13 protein-coding genes, 4 tRNA genes and 1 other RNA gene are annotated in these 15,053 nt (G+C 49.6%); all 18 read right to left on the minus strand.

Annotation, left to right across the window (positions count from 1 at the left end; all coding sequences use genetic code 11):
* Positions 1-38 precede the first annotated feature (38 nt).
* The 18 genes from MES37_RS19900 to mngA all read right to left on the minus strand — a co-directional run bounded on the left by MES37_RS19900 (position 39) and on the right by mngA (position 14,974).
* Positions 39-114: transfer RNA gene (locus tag MES37_RS19900), tRNA-Val, on the minus strand.
* 24 nt (positions 115-138) lie between these two features.
* Positions 139-265: non-coding RNA, RtT sRNA (locus MES37_RS19905), on the minus strand.
* A 16-nt stretch (positions 266-281) separates the two neighbouring features.
* Positions 282-357 (minus strand) — tRNA-Lys (locus tag MES37_RS19910).
* A 64-nt stretch (positions 358-421) separates the two neighbouring features.
* Positions 422-497, minus strand: a tRNA-Lys gene (locus MES37_RS19915).
* Between the two features lie 44 nt (positions 498-541).
* Positions 542-617 (minus strand) — tRNA-Lys (locus MES37_RS19920).
* 164 nt (positions 618-781) lie between these two features.
* Positions 782-1,579, minus strand: coding sequence for a cell division protein CpoB (cpoB, locus tag MES37_RS19925; RefSeq protein ID WP_064544888.1), 798 nt, complete (start codon positions 1,577-1,579; stop codon positions 782-784).
* A gap of 9 nt (positions 1,580-1,588) precedes the next feature.
* Complete coding sequence (pal, locus tag MES37_RS19930) at positions 1,589-2,110, minus strand: peptidoglycan-associated lipoprotein Pal (protein ID WP_064544887.1); 522 nt, start codon at positions 2,108-2,110, stop codon at positions 1,589-1,591.
* 26 nt (positions 2,111-2,136) lie between these two features.
* The gene (gene tolB, locus MES37_RS19935) at positions 2,137-3,429 is read right to left on the minus strand and encodes a Tol-Pal system beta propeller repeat protein TolB (RefSeq protein WP_064544885.1); all 1,293 of its coding nucleotides are present in this window, start codon (positions 3,427-3,429) and stop codon (positions 2,137-2,139) included.
* A 131-nt stretch (positions 3,430-3,560) separates the two neighbouring features.
* A complete protein-coding gene (gene tolA / locus MES37_RS19940) occupies positions 3,561-4,817 on the minus strand; it encodes a cell envelope integrity protein TolA (protein WP_064544883.1) in 1,257 nt (418 codons plus the stop codon).
* A gap of 28 nt (positions 4,818-4,845) precedes the next feature.
* Positions 4,846-5,277, minus strand: a complete 432-nt coding sequence (tolR, locus tag MES37_RS19945; protein WP_064544880.1) for a colicin uptake protein TolR — start codon at positions 5,275-5,277, stop codon at positions 4,846-4,848.
* A 10-nt stretch (positions 5,278-5,287) separates the two neighbouring features.
* Positions 5,288-5,974, minus strand: a complete 687-nt coding sequence (tolQ, locus tag MES37_RS19950; RefSeq protein WP_072009447.1) for a Tol-Pal system protein TolQ — start codon at positions 5,972-5,974, stop codon at positions 5,288-5,290.
* The gene (gene ybgC, locus MES37_RS19955) at positions 5,971-6,375 is read right to left on the minus strand and encodes a tol-pal system-associated acyl-CoA thioesterase (protein WP_064544878.1); all 405 of its coding nucleotides are present in this window, start codon (positions 6,373-6,375) and stop codon (positions 5,971-5,973) included. Before ybgC ends, tolQ begins: the two co-directional genes overlap by 4 nt.
* 147 nt (positions 6,376-6,522) lie before the next feature.
* Positions 6,523-6,816: a cyd operon protein YbgE gene (ybgE, locus tag MES37_RS19960; protein ID WP_133521948.1), complete on the minus strand. Its 294-nt coding sequence runs from the start codon at positions 6,814-6,816 to the stop codon at positions 6,523-6,525.
* The gene (cydX, locus tag MES37_RS19965; protein ID WP_064544874.1) at positions 6,816-6,929 is read right to left on the minus strand and encodes a cytochrome bd-I oxidase subunit CydX; all 114 of its coding nucleotides are present in this window, start codon (positions 6,927-6,929) and stop codon (positions 6,816-6,818) included. The genes ybgE and cydX overlap by 1 nt, the downstream gene beginning before the upstream one ends.
* A 14-nt stretch (positions 6,930-6,943) precedes the next feature.
* Complete coding sequence (gene cydB / locus MES37_RS19970; RefSeq protein ID WP_064544872.1) at positions 6,944-8,083, minus strand: cytochrome d ubiquinol oxidase subunit II; 1,140 nt, start codon at positions 8,081-8,083, stop codon at positions 6,944-6,946.
* 15 nt (positions 8,084-8,098) lie between these two features.
* Positions 8,099-9,667, minus strand: coding sequence for a cytochrome ubiquinol oxidase subunit I (gene cydA / locus MES37_RS19975; protein WP_064544870.1), 1,569 nt, complete (start codon positions 9,665-9,667; stop codon positions 8,099-8,101).
* A gap of 719 nt (positions 9,668-10,386) precedes the next feature.
* A complete protein-coding gene (gene mngB / locus MES37_RS19980; protein WP_237932481.1) occupies positions 10,387-13,029 on the minus strand; it encodes a mannosylglycerate hydrolase in 2,643 nt (880 codons plus the stop codon).
* 25 nt (positions 13,030-13,054) lie between these two features.
* A complete protein-coding gene (mngA, locus tag MES37_RS19985; RefSeq protein WP_133521950.1) occupies positions 13,055-14,974 on the minus strand; it encodes a PTS 2-O-a-mannosyl-D-glycerate transporter subunit IIABC in 1,920 nt (639 codons plus the stop codon).
* Between the last annotated feature and the right edge of the window lie 79 nt (positions 14,975-15,053).

Raw genomic sequence — 15,053 nt, forward strand, 5'->3', positions numbered from 1 at the left:
AAAGTCAACTGCTCTACCAACTGAGCTAACGCCCCGAATGGTGGGTGATGACGGGCTCGAACCGCCGACCCCCTCCGTGTAAAGGAGGTGCTCTACCAACTGAGCTAATCACCCAAACTTCGGTACTACTTTAAAAATTGGTGGGGCGTGCAGGATGACTCGGCCTTTGGCCTCACCCTTCGGGTCGTTGCTAAAACAACGCTGTTTCGCTTTCGCTCAACTCGAACCTGCTGCAGGTTCAAACCCTTCACGACTCACTGACTTCGCACTACATCCATGATTGGTGGGGCGTGCAGGATTCGAACCTGCGACCAATTGATTAAAAGTCAACTGCTCTACCAACTGAGCTAACGCCCCGCAATGCGGTTTACTACTTCTTCAAACTCTTCACGACTCACTGACTTCGCACTACATCCATAATTGGTGGGGCGTGCAGGATTCGAACCTGCGACCAATTGATTAAAAGTCAACTGCTCTACCAACTGAGCTAACGCCCCGCAATGCGGTTTACTGCTTCTTTTAATACTTACTGCTTCGAAATTGGTGGGGCGTGCAGGATTCGAACCTGCGACCAATTGATTAAAAGTCAACTGCTCTACCAACTGAGCTAACGCCCCAATTTCGTGTCACTTTCGGTTTGTTTGATATCCCTTGGCAACGGCGGCATATATTACTGATTTAAGATTTTGACGCAACAAGAATTTCGATCAAGATCACCTAATGGCTTGTGTTTTGCTCGGCTTGACCAGAAAAGCAGCGATATCTGGTCAGGCCGCACTCATTACATCGCATTCAGACGTTTTTGCGCCTGCTTTGCACCATCGGTATTTGGGAACTGTTTGATCACTTGTTGGTAGACAGCTTTCGCTTTGGCGGTATCGCCTTTGTCTTGCATGATCACACCGACTTTAAACATTGCATCCGGGGCCTTAGGAGATTTTGGGTAATTTTTCACCACAGAAGCAAAATAAAACGCCGCATCATCCTTTTTCCCCTTGTTGTAATTCAACTGACCGAGCCAATAATTTGCATTTGGCTGATAAGTTGAATCTGGGTACTTCTTAATAAAACTTTGAAATGCAGCAATAGCTTCGTCCTGGCGGGACTTATCCTGCACCATGGCAATAGCTGCATTGTAGTCACTGTTAGCGTCACCACCTTGCGCAGGGGCTGCTGCTGCAGGTGTCTGAGCTGCCGCACCGGCATCAGGTGTTGCCGCTGCAGCGGCACCCTGATCGGTACTGCCTGCCGCTTGTCCTGCCGCAGCACCACTGCCGAGACTGTCAATCTGCAATAAAATTTGCTTCTGACGCTCCACAACCTGATTCAACTGGTACTGGTTTTCCTGAATTTGACCACGCAGGGAATCAATATCATTTTGGTTATCAGAGAGTTGTTGCTGAAGTTGGGTTAAGAGTTGACTGTGAGCGTTAGAAATACGCTCGAGTTGAGTGACACGGTCTTCGACCGAGCCTGAGCCGACACTACTGATTGGCGCCTGAGCAGTAGCGGCCCAGGGGGCCGCTATGCCAACCAGTAACGACAGACTCAACAAGTGATGTCTGAGGTTACTGTTCATACTGTTCTCTTAGTAAACCAGAACGGCACGACGGTTTTTAGCGTAAGCCGCTTCGTCATGACCCAGTACTGCTGGTTTTTCTTTACCGTAAGAAACGATGGAGATCTGGTCTGCAGAAACGCCTTTACCTTGCAGGTACATCTTAACAGCGCTAGCACGACGCTCACCCAGGGAAATGTTGTATTCCGGAGTACCACGTTCGTCCGCATGACCTTCTACAGTCACTTTGTAAGATGGGTTGCTACGCAGGAAGTTAGCGTGCGCATCCAGCATTGCAGCGAATTCAGAAGAAACATCATATTTGTCCAGACCGAAGTATACGATGTTGTTCTGTTGCAGCTGTTGCATCTGCAGGCGAGCCTGTTCTTCAGATGACATGTTGCCATTGCTACCGTTAGCGTCCATACCAGTGCCGGCGCCCAGCATACCTTCGCCGCTCTCGTTGTTGGCGCTCTTGTTAGAACTACACGCAGCGATTGCCATAACAGGCAGTGCCAGCATCAGCCCTTTCAGCACTTTGTTCAGTTGCATTTCTTTGATCCTTTAATATTTTATTATCACAGATACGGCGACCAGGCAGGGAATTTAACCTGACCATCGGTTGCCGGAAGACGCGCTTTGAAACGCCCATCTGTTGAGACCAGATTCAGCACAGATCCCATCCCCTGAGAAGAGCTGTAGATTACCATCGTGCCGTTAGGTGCCAGACTTGGCGTTTCATCCAGGAACGTTGACGATAAAGTTTGTACGCCACCCGCTACCAGATCCTGTTTGGCGATATGTTGTTGCCCACCATTGGAGCTCACCATCACCATAAACTTACCGTCGGAACTCACATCGGAATCCTGGTTCTGAGAACCTTCCCAGGAAATACGTTGTGGAGCACCGCCATTTACATTCACTTTGTAAATCTGAGGACGACCAGCCTGATCTGAGGTGTAAGCCAGGTTCTGGCTATCCGGGAACCAGGTTGGTTCAGTGTTATTGCTACGTCCATCAGTCACCTGACGAATCTGGCCAGAGCCAATATCCATTACATACAGGTTCAAGCTACCGGTTTTCGACAATGCGAACGCCAGTTTGCTGCCATCTGGAGAGAAGGCTGGCGCACCGTTATGACGTGGGAAAGAAGCTACCTGACGCACTGCGCCATTTGCCAGAGTCTGGATAACCAGCGCTGAACGGCCACTTTCAAACGTTACATAAGCCAGTTTGCTACCATCTGGAGACCAGGCTGGTGACATCAACGGCTGCGGAGAACGGTGAACCACAAACTGGTTGTAGCCATCGTAATCAGACACGCGCAGTTCGTATGGGAACTGGCCGCCGTTAGTCTGCACAACGTAAGCGATACGCGTACGGAATGCACCTTTGATACCTGAAAGCTTCTCAAACACTTCGTCGCTGGCGGTATGACCGGCATAGCGAAGCCACTGTTTGTTCACTTTGTAGGAGTTCTGAGCCAGTACAGTACCCGGTGCGCCAGAGGTATCAACCAACTGGTAAGCAACGGTATAGCTGCCATCACCGTTTGGTGTGACCTGGCCGACGACAACGGCATCAATACCCAGAGCGGTCCACGCTGCCGGTTGCACTTCCTGGGCGGAGCCAGGCTGCTGCGGTAAACGTGAACGATCCAATGGATTGAATTTGCCACTGTTACGTAAATCAGCAGCAACGATGCCACCAATATCTTCTGGTGCAGCACCTGGGCCTGCCCATTTGAACGGCGCAACACCAATTGGACGTGCTGAGTCAACCCCTTGGGTTATCTCAATACGAACTTCTGCGTGCAGTACTGCTGCCCACAGCATTAAAAAACTTAATGCAACTCGAAATGCCTGCTTCATCATATCTCCCTTATCTGGACCCACAGCCCACGATAATTTAGCAGAATGTTAACAAACTCAAATACACAAAACTACCAAAACTCTGTGACACAGCCTGGTTAGTTTTCCCCACTTTCGCGAGGAAAATTTTACTATGGCTTAAAGTCGATAGGCGCGTTTTTGAAAACTTCATAAACGTCCTGGCTAGGCGGTTTCGGAATCTTCGCCAGTCGTGCCGCCGCAATGGCAGCCTGACAAAGTGCCGGATCGCCACCTTCTGATTTGATATCAAGTAATAGGCCATCAGGAGCCAGTTTTATGCGCAATGTGCAAGTCTTGCCGCTAAAGGCAGGATCCTGGTAAAACTTGCTTTCAATTGCTGCTTTTATCTGCCCTGCGTAACCATTGATCTCAGCACCAGTAGCGCCATTTTTTTTATTATTCCCTTTTCCGGCAGCCGCAGCGCTATTACCTTGCGCCCCAGCACCCGTTTTCGGTGCATTCTTACCTGAGCTCAGGTCGCCGAACAGATCGTCAACGCCTGCAGCTGCTGCTTTATCGGCAGCGGCCTTATCAGAAGCTGCTTTTTTCTTAGCATCCGCAGCGGCTTTCTTATCAGAAGCGGCTTTTGCAGCAGCAGCCTTTTCAGCCGCGGCTTTATCCGACGCCGCTTTTTCTGCAGCGGCAGTTGCTGCAGCTTCTTTTTTGGCAGCCTCAGCAGCGGCTTTCTTCTCTGCATCTTGCTGAGCTTTCTTCGCTGCTTCTTCCGCAGTTTTCTTCTCAGCTTCTTGCTGCGCTTTTTTAGCCGCAGCCACAGCTACTGCAGCAGCTTTCTTCTCAGCATCAGCCGCTTTTTTAGCAGCCTCTTCAGTCGCTTTCTTCTGTGCATCCGCAGCCGCTTTCTTCGCTGCGTCTTCCGCAACCTTCGCCTGAGCATCAGCTTGAGCTTTGGCATCTGCTTTAGCTTTCGCTGCCGCGGCTTCTGCTTGTTTCTGTTGCTCTTGCGCTTCTTTGGCTGCTTCTTGCGCTTGTTTCTGCTGTTCTGTTTGCTGCTTCGCTTGTTCCTGCGCTTCCAGGCGTTCTTTCTCCAGAGCTTTCAGACGCTGTTGTTCAGCAGCCTGTTTTTCCTGAAGTTCTTCAGCCTGTTGTTGCGCTTGTTTCTCGCGTTGCTCTGCTGCACGTTTGCTACTCGCCTGCTGTTGCTGTTCACGATTGTACTGCTGAACAACTGCACCTGGGTCGACCATGACCGCGTCAATAGCCGAACCCCCACCGCCACCAGCACTACTGGCGTCGATGTTCTCGTCAAACGAACTCCAAATCAGGACTGCAACCAAAATGATATGCAGGATCACTGAGACGATTATCGCGCGCTTGAGCTTATCGTTTTCTATGGTTGCCTTTGACACTATCGGTTCCCAAATATCGCGAGATGGATCAGATTGGCTGCGTCATCAGACCGACGGATTTCACCCCTGCACTATGCAGCAGGTTAAGCGCCTTGATGATTTCCTCGTAAGGAACATCTTTAGCACCACCGATCAAAAAGACCGTTTTTGGATTTGCCTGTAAACGACGTTGTGCTTCCGCAACAACCTGCTCAGACGGCAACTGGTCCATACGATCTTTCTCAACCACCACGCTGTACTGCCCTACCCCGGACACTTCAATAATGACCGGCGGTTCATCATTACTGCTTACCGTTTGCGAATCTGTCGCATCAGGTAAATCAACCTCAACGCTTTGCGTGATAATAGGAGCCGTTGCCATAAAAATGAGCAACAACACTAACAGCACGTCTAGCAGAGGAACGATGTTAATTTCGGACTTTAATTCCCGACGACCACGCCCACGTCCACGTCTGGCCATGACTTACCCCTTACTGCTTATCGCTGCTGGTAAAAGCCTGACGGTGCAGGATAGCCGTGAACTCTTCCATGAAGTTGTCGTAATTCAATTCCAGTTTGTTCACACGTTGGTTCAGGCGGTTATACGCCATAACCGCAGGGATTGCAGCAAACAGGCCGATTGCGGTTGCAATCAGAGCTTCTGCGATACCTGGCGCAACCATCTGTAGGGTTGCTTGTTTTACCGCACCGAGTGCGATAAAGGCATGCATGATCCCCCAAACCGTACCAAACAGGCCGATGTATGGGCTGATGGAACCGACCGTTCCGAGGAATGGAATGTGCGTTTCAAGCGTTTCCAGCTCACGGCTCATGGAAATACGCATGGCACGAGATGCCCCTTCGACGACCGCTTCCGGCGCATGTGTGTTAGCACGGTGCAGTCGGGCAAACTCTTTAAAGCCTGAATAGAAAATTTGTTCAGAGCCAGCAAGATTGTCACGGCGGCCCTGGCTTTCTTGATAAAGACGGGACAATTCAATGCCCGACCAGAACTTATCTTCAAACGCTTCTGCTTCACGAGTAGCAGCATTGAGGATTCGCGTACGCTGAATAATGATTGCCCATGATGCAATGGAAAAACCAATCAAAATCAACATGATAAATTTGACCAGAAGGCTAGCCTTCAGGAACAAATCAAGGATATTCATGTCAGTCACTGCTTGAACTCCGCGACAATAGACTTGGGAAGCGCACGAGGCTTCATTGAGAGAAGATCAACACAAACGATCAGGACCTCAGCTTCATTGAGTACCCTGCCATCGGCATTGACTATTCGCTGCGTAAACACCAAAGATGTGCCACGCATTGATGTAATTTCACTTTGGATTTCGAGTAAATCGTCGAGTCGGGCAGGCGCAAGATAATCCACTGTCATCTTGCGTACGACGAAGGCGATGCTCGCTGCCAACAAATCCTGCTGGTTAAAGTGGTGTTGGCGCAGCATCTCTGTGCGTGCTCTTTCATAAAAAGCAACATAACTGGCGTGGTATACCACACCACCGGCGTCAGTATCTTCGTAGTAGACACGAACCGGCCATCGAAACAACGTTGTACTCACTTTACATCCCGGTAATGCAATTAAACGTTGCTACTATACGCAAGAGGATGGGGGTTGGGAATGGGTAGCACTAAACGTTAGGTAAATATTTATGGGCTTGTTAATGCCCATAAATATTAAGGAAAAATCTTAGCGGTTAAAGAAGCATCAGAAGAAGAAAATAGCCAATCCGGCCAGCAAAACTAATTGCGCAGGTAACGGGCTAAAAACGCCCTGCCACAGCACTTTGCGCGGGCGAAAGCCCACGCCATGTATCACACCGGTGCATACCGCCCACATCAGCAAAAAACCATGCCAGATTTCCAGACCACTGGTTTTCGCTGCGAAACGTGACGGGTCCCAAAACATACATCCGGCCAGAACTAATGCCATGATCAAGGAAAGAGCCCTTAAAGGGCTCTTGTCCATTACCGCATACAACTTTGCGATAATTCCGTCCATTAATGTTCTTCTTTACCCGCTTTAGCAGCTTCTACGTGCTCAAGTGCCAGGGCGGTAATGATGCCGAAAGCACAAGCCAGCAGCGTCCCCAGAATCCATGCAAAGTACCACATAATCAGCTCCTTACTTAGTACAGAGAGTGGGTGTTGCTTTCGATATGCTCTTTGGTGATTCGACCGAACATTTTCCAGTAACACCAGATGGTGTAGATGAGAACGATCGGCACAAATACCGCAGCAACAAAGGTCATCACGTTCAGCGTCAGCTGGCTGGATGTTGCATCCCACATGGTCAGGCTAGCGTTCAGCATGGTGCTCGAAGGCATCACGAACGGGAACATCGCCACACCAGCAGTCAGAATCACACAAGCCAGAGTCAGTGAGGAGAACAGGAATGCCATCGCACCTTTCTCCAGACGGGACATCAACACAGTCAACAGCGGCAATACCACACCCAATGCAGGGATGAGCCACAGAATCGGCATGTTATTGAAGTTCACCATCCAGGCACCCGCCTGACGTGCCACTTCTTTAGTCAACGGATTCGATGCTGCGTGGTGGTTCAACTCTGAAGTCACAACGTAGCCATCGATACCGTAGATTACCCAAACACCCGCCAGTGCAAAGCACACCATCATCACCAGCGCTGAGATTTGCGCCGCCGCTTTGGTACGCAGATGTAGTTCACCTACGGTACGCATTTGCAGGTAAGTTGCCCCCTGAGCAAGAATCATCGATACGCTCACGACACCTGCCAACAGGCCAAACGGATTCAGCAACTGGAAGAAGTTACCGGTGTAGTACAGGCGCAGATATTCATCAACGTGGAACGGCACGCCTTGCAGCAAGTTGCCGAACGCCACACCGATAACCAACGGCGGCACGAAGCTACCGATGAAAATGCCCCAGTCCCACATACCACGCCAGCGCATGTCTTCAATCTTCGAACGGTAGTCAAAACCTACCGGACGGAAGAACAATGAAGCCAGCACCAGAATCATCGCTACATAGAAGCCGGAGAACGCAGCCGCGTAAACCATCGGCCAGGCAGCAAATAGCGCACCACCTGCGGTAATGAGCCATACCTGGTTACCGTCCCAGTGAGGGGCGATGGAGTTCACCATGATGCGGCGTTCAACGTCATTACGGCCAATGATGCGGGACAGCATACCTACGCCCATATCAAAGCCATCGGTGACTGCAAAACCAATCAGCAGAATGCCAACCAGCAGCCACCAGATAAAACGCAATACTTCATAATCGATCATTTGACGACTCCTGTCTTAGCGTGCCGGCTGAGAAGCCACATTGGACTGCTCAAAGTGATAGCGACCTGTTTTCAGACTGCTCGGCCCAAGGCGAGCAAATTTGAACATCAGGAACAGTTCCGCCACCATAAACAGCGTGTAAAGGCCGCAAATCAGTACCATGGAGAAGATCAGATCGCCCACGGTCAGAGAGGAGTTGGCAACCGCAGTCGGCAATACCTCACCAACAGCCCATGGCTGACGACCGTATTCAGCAACAAACCAGCCAGATTCAATCGCAATCCACGGCAGTGGGATACCATACAGCGCAGCGCGCAGCAGCCACGTTTTCGAGCCGATGGCATTACGCGTTACGGTCCAGAAGGAAGCCGCAATGATGAACAGCATCAGGAAGCCACAACCCACCATGATACGGAATGCAAAGTACAGCGGGGCAACACGTGGAATCGAGTCTTTGGTTGCTTTCTGAATCTGATCTTCCGTCGCATCAGCAACATTCGGGGTATAGCGTTTCAGCAGCAAGCCATAACCCAGGTCTTTCTTGACGGACTCAAAGTTATCGCGAACGGCTTGGTCTTTCGAACCAGCACGAAGTTGTTCCAGCAGGCTATAAGCCTTCATGCCATTACGAATACGCTCTTCGTGTTGCACCATAAGGTCTTTCAGACCGATAACCGGTGTATCCACTGAACGAGTGGCAATGATGCCCAGCGCGTAAGGAATTTGAATTGCGAAGTGGTTTTCTTGCTTATCCTGATCCGGGATACCAAACAGCGTAAAGGCTGCCGGAGCCGGTTGAGTTTCCCACTCGGCTTCAATGGCAGCCAGCTTGGTTTTCTGCACATCACCCATTTCGTAACCAGACTCATCACCCAGCACGATAACAGACAGGATTGCCGCCATACCGAAGCTTGCAGCGATGGCAAATGAACGTTTCGCAAATGCGACGTCACGGCCTTTGAGCAAGTAGTAAGAACTGACACCGAGGATGAACATCGCACCGCACACGTAGCCAGAAGCCACGGTGTGAACGAATTTAACCTGAGCAACCGGGTTCAGTACCAGTTCGGAGAAGCTCACCATCTCCATACGCATGGTTTCGAAATTGAAGTCGGAAGCAATTGGGTTCTGCATCCAGCCGTTGGCGACCAGAATCCACAGAGCAGAAAGGTTGGAGCCAAGAGCCACCAGCCAGGTTACCGCCATGTGTTGAACTTTACCCAGGCGATCCCAACCAAAGAAGAACAGACCTACAAAGGTGGATTCAAGGAAGAACGCCATCAGACCTTCGATGGCCAGCGGGGCACCAAAAATGTCACCCACGTAGTGTGAGTAGTAAGACCAGTTTGTGCCGAACTGGAACTCCATGGTTAAACCAGTGGCCACACCCAAAGCAAAGTTGATACCAAACAACTTGCCCCAGAACTTGGTCATATCTTTATAAATTTGCTTACCTGACAGAACGTACACGGTTTCCATAATGGCCAACAGGAACGCCATACCGAGCGTTAGTGGCACAAACAGAAAGTGGTACATCGCGGTCAAGGCAAACTGTAAGCGCGACAGTTCGACAATATCAAACATCTTGACTCCTTGCTCTTCGCATGAAGACTCCGACCGTGGTTCGCCGTAGGGAAAACCACAACGCATGCCCTAATACAAAAACATTCGCTTCCAGACTTCATCCCTCCGTCATTTTATTTACATGTAACGAAGAAAGATGAAAGGTTACAAACACGTTAATAAAAACCAAAAATAATCCGCAAATATATTACCCTGCAATTTCCCTACGATAAACAGGTAATTGCTTAGTGTTATTTACGTTTCTCGACAGTGATCAATTTATAGCGAAAATGTCGTCTTACCGCCATCTTGATCTACAACAATTTACGCCCTTTTTCACACCATTTGCTAGTTTTACATATTGATCTAGCGCAATTTTCCCTTCTTTTGTTAATTTAGTTTCTCATTGAGCTTAATGGTAAACCCATTGTTAATGATGTGTTTTATAAAACGCACTATCGTTAATGAAAGGATGATATCTATAAACAAAAGTTATTTATTTGAAGTCAGGTTTGGAAATTAAACTTTCACGAAGTAGTGACGTATTGTGTTAATCACCTCACGGTATTTCTCTGAATTCGTTTCTTTTCCGGCTTGAAATTAACAAATATTTCACCTTTAATAATTATTAATTTAACAAAACATTATTTTTGATAGGGTTAGCAGGTCGTGATGAAGTCAAAAAAAACAAAAAAGCCACGTAAAAACGTGGCTATAAAACACCGATGATGACAATGAAACTATCTTGAGCGGTCTGGTGCCAGGCTAAATGTGCGTGACTGGCAAGGTTGAAGCCGCGCAAAGTGCCCTGCCCTTTCTGATTGTTGTTGCAGCGGATTTTCATCCATTCCTGTTTCCATCCACCTCACGACAGGCAGTGTGCAAGCCACCATGCCTTCCCCACTATGCTGCTCATCAGGGTTAAAAATACGCATAATCAACTCATCACGATCTTCGGCTTTTTTGAGTGCGCTGAGCATACAACCGACTGAAGGCATCGTAAGCAGGCTAAATGTGCACGGCGTGGAAAAATCTGCCCGGTTAAGCTTCATCGCATCAAACGGAATTTTGTTATAGCACTGAACCGGTGTCAGCCAGGTACGAGCGTGCTGAGCAATGCCCGCAGTCGTTGGCGAACCGCAAAATGGCATCAGACTAAAGCGACAGCATAATTTTCCGCGCAGTTGTGAATCAGGCGTTGGCAGTTTGATACCTGATGGCCTTCCTGGGCGTAATACCAGTTCTTCTTTACCTAATACTCCTACCGAACGGAATAACGTCAGTGCGAAAGTGTCTTTTCTCTCACCGACGATTTCAAATTCACGCAGCCCGTCAGTAAACAGAGCCACTCCATTCTTACCGTCATGCAATGCAGCGTAATTCAACAAATTCCACACCGGGATTGGCGCTTCTTTCCAGCCTTCCTCCTGCCAGTTTTGCATTGCCACATCCTCTACCGGACGCGTGATAGTGCCGAATTGGTTATCCGCCAGCACCGTTGACGAGGCAAATGGCGTTGGGATCAGGACTCGCACACGATGATCGCACGCCTGGTTATCAAGGCACATTTCGATATCAATGCGGCGGCTGTGATGCGCCAGCGTAACGTGGCATTCCACATCCAGATAACCGCTAGTTTGCCGTTGAGCCCGTTGTTGCAGATTATCAGGCAGCGCCATGCGCAATTTCAGCGTTGCGATGCTTTGCCAGGCTTCATGCTTCACCTCACACTGGTGAGCACTTTCTGTCGAGTAAATCAGCCACTCCTCTTTGGCAGGTGAGTAATCGTACTCATCGCCATCATCAGAACCTTCTTCCAGCTGCAAAACCTGGTCGTAACTCAGCCCGCTTTGCTTATCGGTAATATGCAGCGTGCCGTTTTGATTGAGATTGATACGATAGAAATTGTTTTCCAGCAGCGCTTCACCCGCTTCAGGCAGTACACGTTGCAGTCCTGGTTTTTGCCCTTCAACATACAACGTGCAATACCCCATCGCAGGCAGTACCTGGTTAAGCTGAATATCGTATTCCATGAAGGGATCGTAATTGCCGTAATGGACGATTTGCCTGTCGACCAGGCCTGGGTCAATTTCCCGCGCTTCGCGAATGAAGTACTCCACTTCATTGCCATGTTCATCTTTCAGGGAAAACTCACGGGCACGGATACGAATCGTGGTGTTAATCACCTCTTCGCGTGGATAAGGCATCATGTTGAAAAATGTCAACTTATCGGCACTTGTTGTCGGCATATTGTCGACAATTTTACGCATATAAAAACGAATCAAATTTTCAGCCATGTCGTCCGCCAGCACAAAGCGGGTCATGATTTCCTGATGCACCTTATCGCTACAGCAGCAACCGATGCTGTCGTGAGCGTGGTTTTTGAGGATCTCTTTCCACATTTTCTCCAGCAGGCCATGGTGATACTCAAAACCTAGTGACCAAGCGATAGACGCCAGCGGCTCAAGAATATTGACGATTTTGTTTTCAATTTGCGCATGAGCAATTTTGATATCCATGCGAGTGGAGCTGATAGTGCGGTGCACTCGCATGTACTTACCATCAATGAACTCCCCTTCCAGCGTGGCAAGTTTGTCGCGTAACGCTTCAATTTTTTCGAATACGTCTTCATAGCGGCTCATGACAAATTCACGTTGCGGGTAAATCTCGCGCAGTTTATCGATAACCGCGAAGATATTTTGTTGCAGTGGCATTTGGTCATGCCCGTTTGGCAGCAAGATTTCCTGCGTAGCGGAAGCGTTTTCCAGCACCTCAAAATAACTGTCGAGGCGTTTACGCAGGCCGACTTCATCTTCTGGCAAATATTTACCAATCGCATAACCCAACGGCAGTACCTGAGTGACCACTTCACTGCCGTCTTTGCTTTTCCATAAGAATTCGGTTCGGTCTGTTCCGTGACGCTCGGAACAACCTCGCCAGAACATCGCGCGTTTAATACCAAAGCCGTTAAAAATATGCGGCAGTTGTGCCGACATCCCAAACGAATCGGGCAAATAACCAATCTTCATCGACTCGCCAAACGCCATGCAATCACGCATGCCGTACATCAGGTTGCGCACAATCGACTCACCAGAAACAATGGTGGTGTCAGTTTGCGTATACCACGGGCCGATAATCAGCTTGCCCGCTTCTACCATCGCTTTAACACGTGCTTTATTTTCCGGCTTAATCGCGAAGTAATCTTCCAGTACCGCCGTTTGTCCATCGAGCACGTAATATTTATAGTCAGGGTCACACTCAAGGCGTGCCAGAATCTCCTCCATGTTATTAATCAACAGGATGCGGGATTCCTCAGTGGTGAAATACCATTCACGGTCCCAATGCATATGGGGAGTAATATGAACACGAGATACAGCTTTCATTCTTGTTTGCCTTACTTCTGAGTGATTACGATAGAGCGCTTTCTGGGGAATATTTGCCCTGCTTAACGGCGTGCTTACGCCACAAAATCAATACCGATGTTGAAATGACCGTGCCAACCAATGCCGCACCGAACCATCCCGCAGCGGCAGTCAGGCCACTGAAGTCACCGGAATGCAGCAGAAATAAAGAAAAGATGCCCGCACCCGGTGTCGATAAGCCAATATTCATCGCACCAACCATCGCACCAGTGACTACCGATCCCACCAGGAATGAACCAATCACACGGATCGGATCTTCAATTGCCATTGGGATCGCGCCTTCGGTGATCCCTGCCAGCCCGAGCAGCCAGGTTGATTTACCGGTTTCAATCTCAAAATCTTTGAAAAGACGAGGAGCGATTAACGTAGAAGCGGTGACCGTAAAGGCCGATACCATTTTAACCGAGGCGAAAATGGCGTATGGGCCAAACACGCCGTTCGCCATCGCGCCGAGACAAAATGCGTATGAAGCCTTATTCACCGGGCCGCCGAGGTCAAACGAACACATAAAGCCGATAATTGCGCCCAGCAATAAGGCATTGCTGCCGGATAATCCGTTCAACCAGTGGGTGAGCGAAGTGTTGAGCCACGCAACAGGTTCGCCAATGACAAACAGCATCAGGCTGCCCGCGACCAGCGTGCCAATCACCGGATAGAGATAGAAGGTTAAAAAGCCGTTGAAGTTAGGGCTGAGGCGAATGTGTTTTTTCACCCAGCGCATCAGGTAGCCTGCGATTAAGCCACCCACTACCCCACCGAGAAAACCAGAACCAATCATGTTGGCCGCAAGGCCCGCTGCAAAACCAGGCCCGAGCGCGGGTTTATCAGCCAAAGAGTAAGCGGTATAAGCCGCCAGAACCGGCACCATCAGCGTGCCCAGCATTCCGCCGCCAAGTTTGCGGTACATCCACAACCACGAGTTTTCGAGTTCGAACAAATGCTGCAAACCAAAAATCTGCGCCAGCAAAACAGCGACCGCTAACACGGTGCCACCGGCAACAATCAGCGGAACGGCAAAAGAAATGCCGCTGAGTAGCGCCTGCTTTAACTCAGTTTTAAAACCTGGTGCGGATTGCGTTTCATCTTGCTGTTGCAGGCGCTCATCAGAAATGGGTTCCAGCGCCAGCGCCTGCTGCAAAATGCGCTCGGCGTGTTTAATCGGTTCGGCAACAGGGGTACGAATAGCAGGAATACCTTTGAAGCGTTCGGCTTCTTTAATTGCCACTTCTGCCGCAAACACGCAGGCATGTGCCTGATTAATCTGCCGGGCCGTTAACCGCCCTTCAACGCCGTTCGCCCCTTGCTTTTCGACGTAAACATTGATGCCAAGCTTACGCCCGGCTTTTTCCAGATACTCAGCCGCCATATAAGTATGAGCAATCCCTGCCGGACAAGCGGTTACACAAACAATGGTCGGGCGTGTTGTATCTTCATCCCGCGCCACACTTTCTGGCTCACTATTTAGCAACGCCATAAACTCGTCCACGCTGGTCGCACGCAGTGCTTTATCGCGCACCTCGTCATCCACCAATGCAGTGGTCAACGCGGTCAGAAGCTGCATATGTGTTGATCCAGCCTCCCCTTCAGGGATTGCCAGCAAGAAGATCATCTGTACCGACTCCAGCCCGTCGATTCCTTCCCAGTCAATCGGTGACGTCAGCGTCGCGGCTGCAAAAGCCGCTACTTTTACGGCATTCGTTTTGCCGTGAGGGACTGCCAGCCCTTCGCCCAAAGCGGTTGGACCTTGCGCTTCTCGGGAAAATACTTCGGCCAGGAATTGCTCCAGATTATGTAATTTCCCCAATGCCGACAGTTGGCCTGCCATGGCACGAATCGCATCATCACGGCTGTTAAACGTAGTTTGCAGCGTGATCAAATCTGGGTGAGTTAACGCCGTCAGCTTCATTATTTCCTCGTCGGGAATGAGTTTTGATGTTGCGCAGTGTATCGATATAAATAATACCTTTATGTGATCAATTTAACCT

Origin of the sequence: Buttiauxella sp. S19-1 (assembly GCF_022134725.1) — a bacterium.
In the GTDB taxonomy this organism is placed as follows: domain Bacteria; phylum Pseudomonadota; class Gammaproteobacteria; order Enterobacterales; family Enterobacteriaceae; genus Buttiauxella; species Buttiauxella ferragutiae.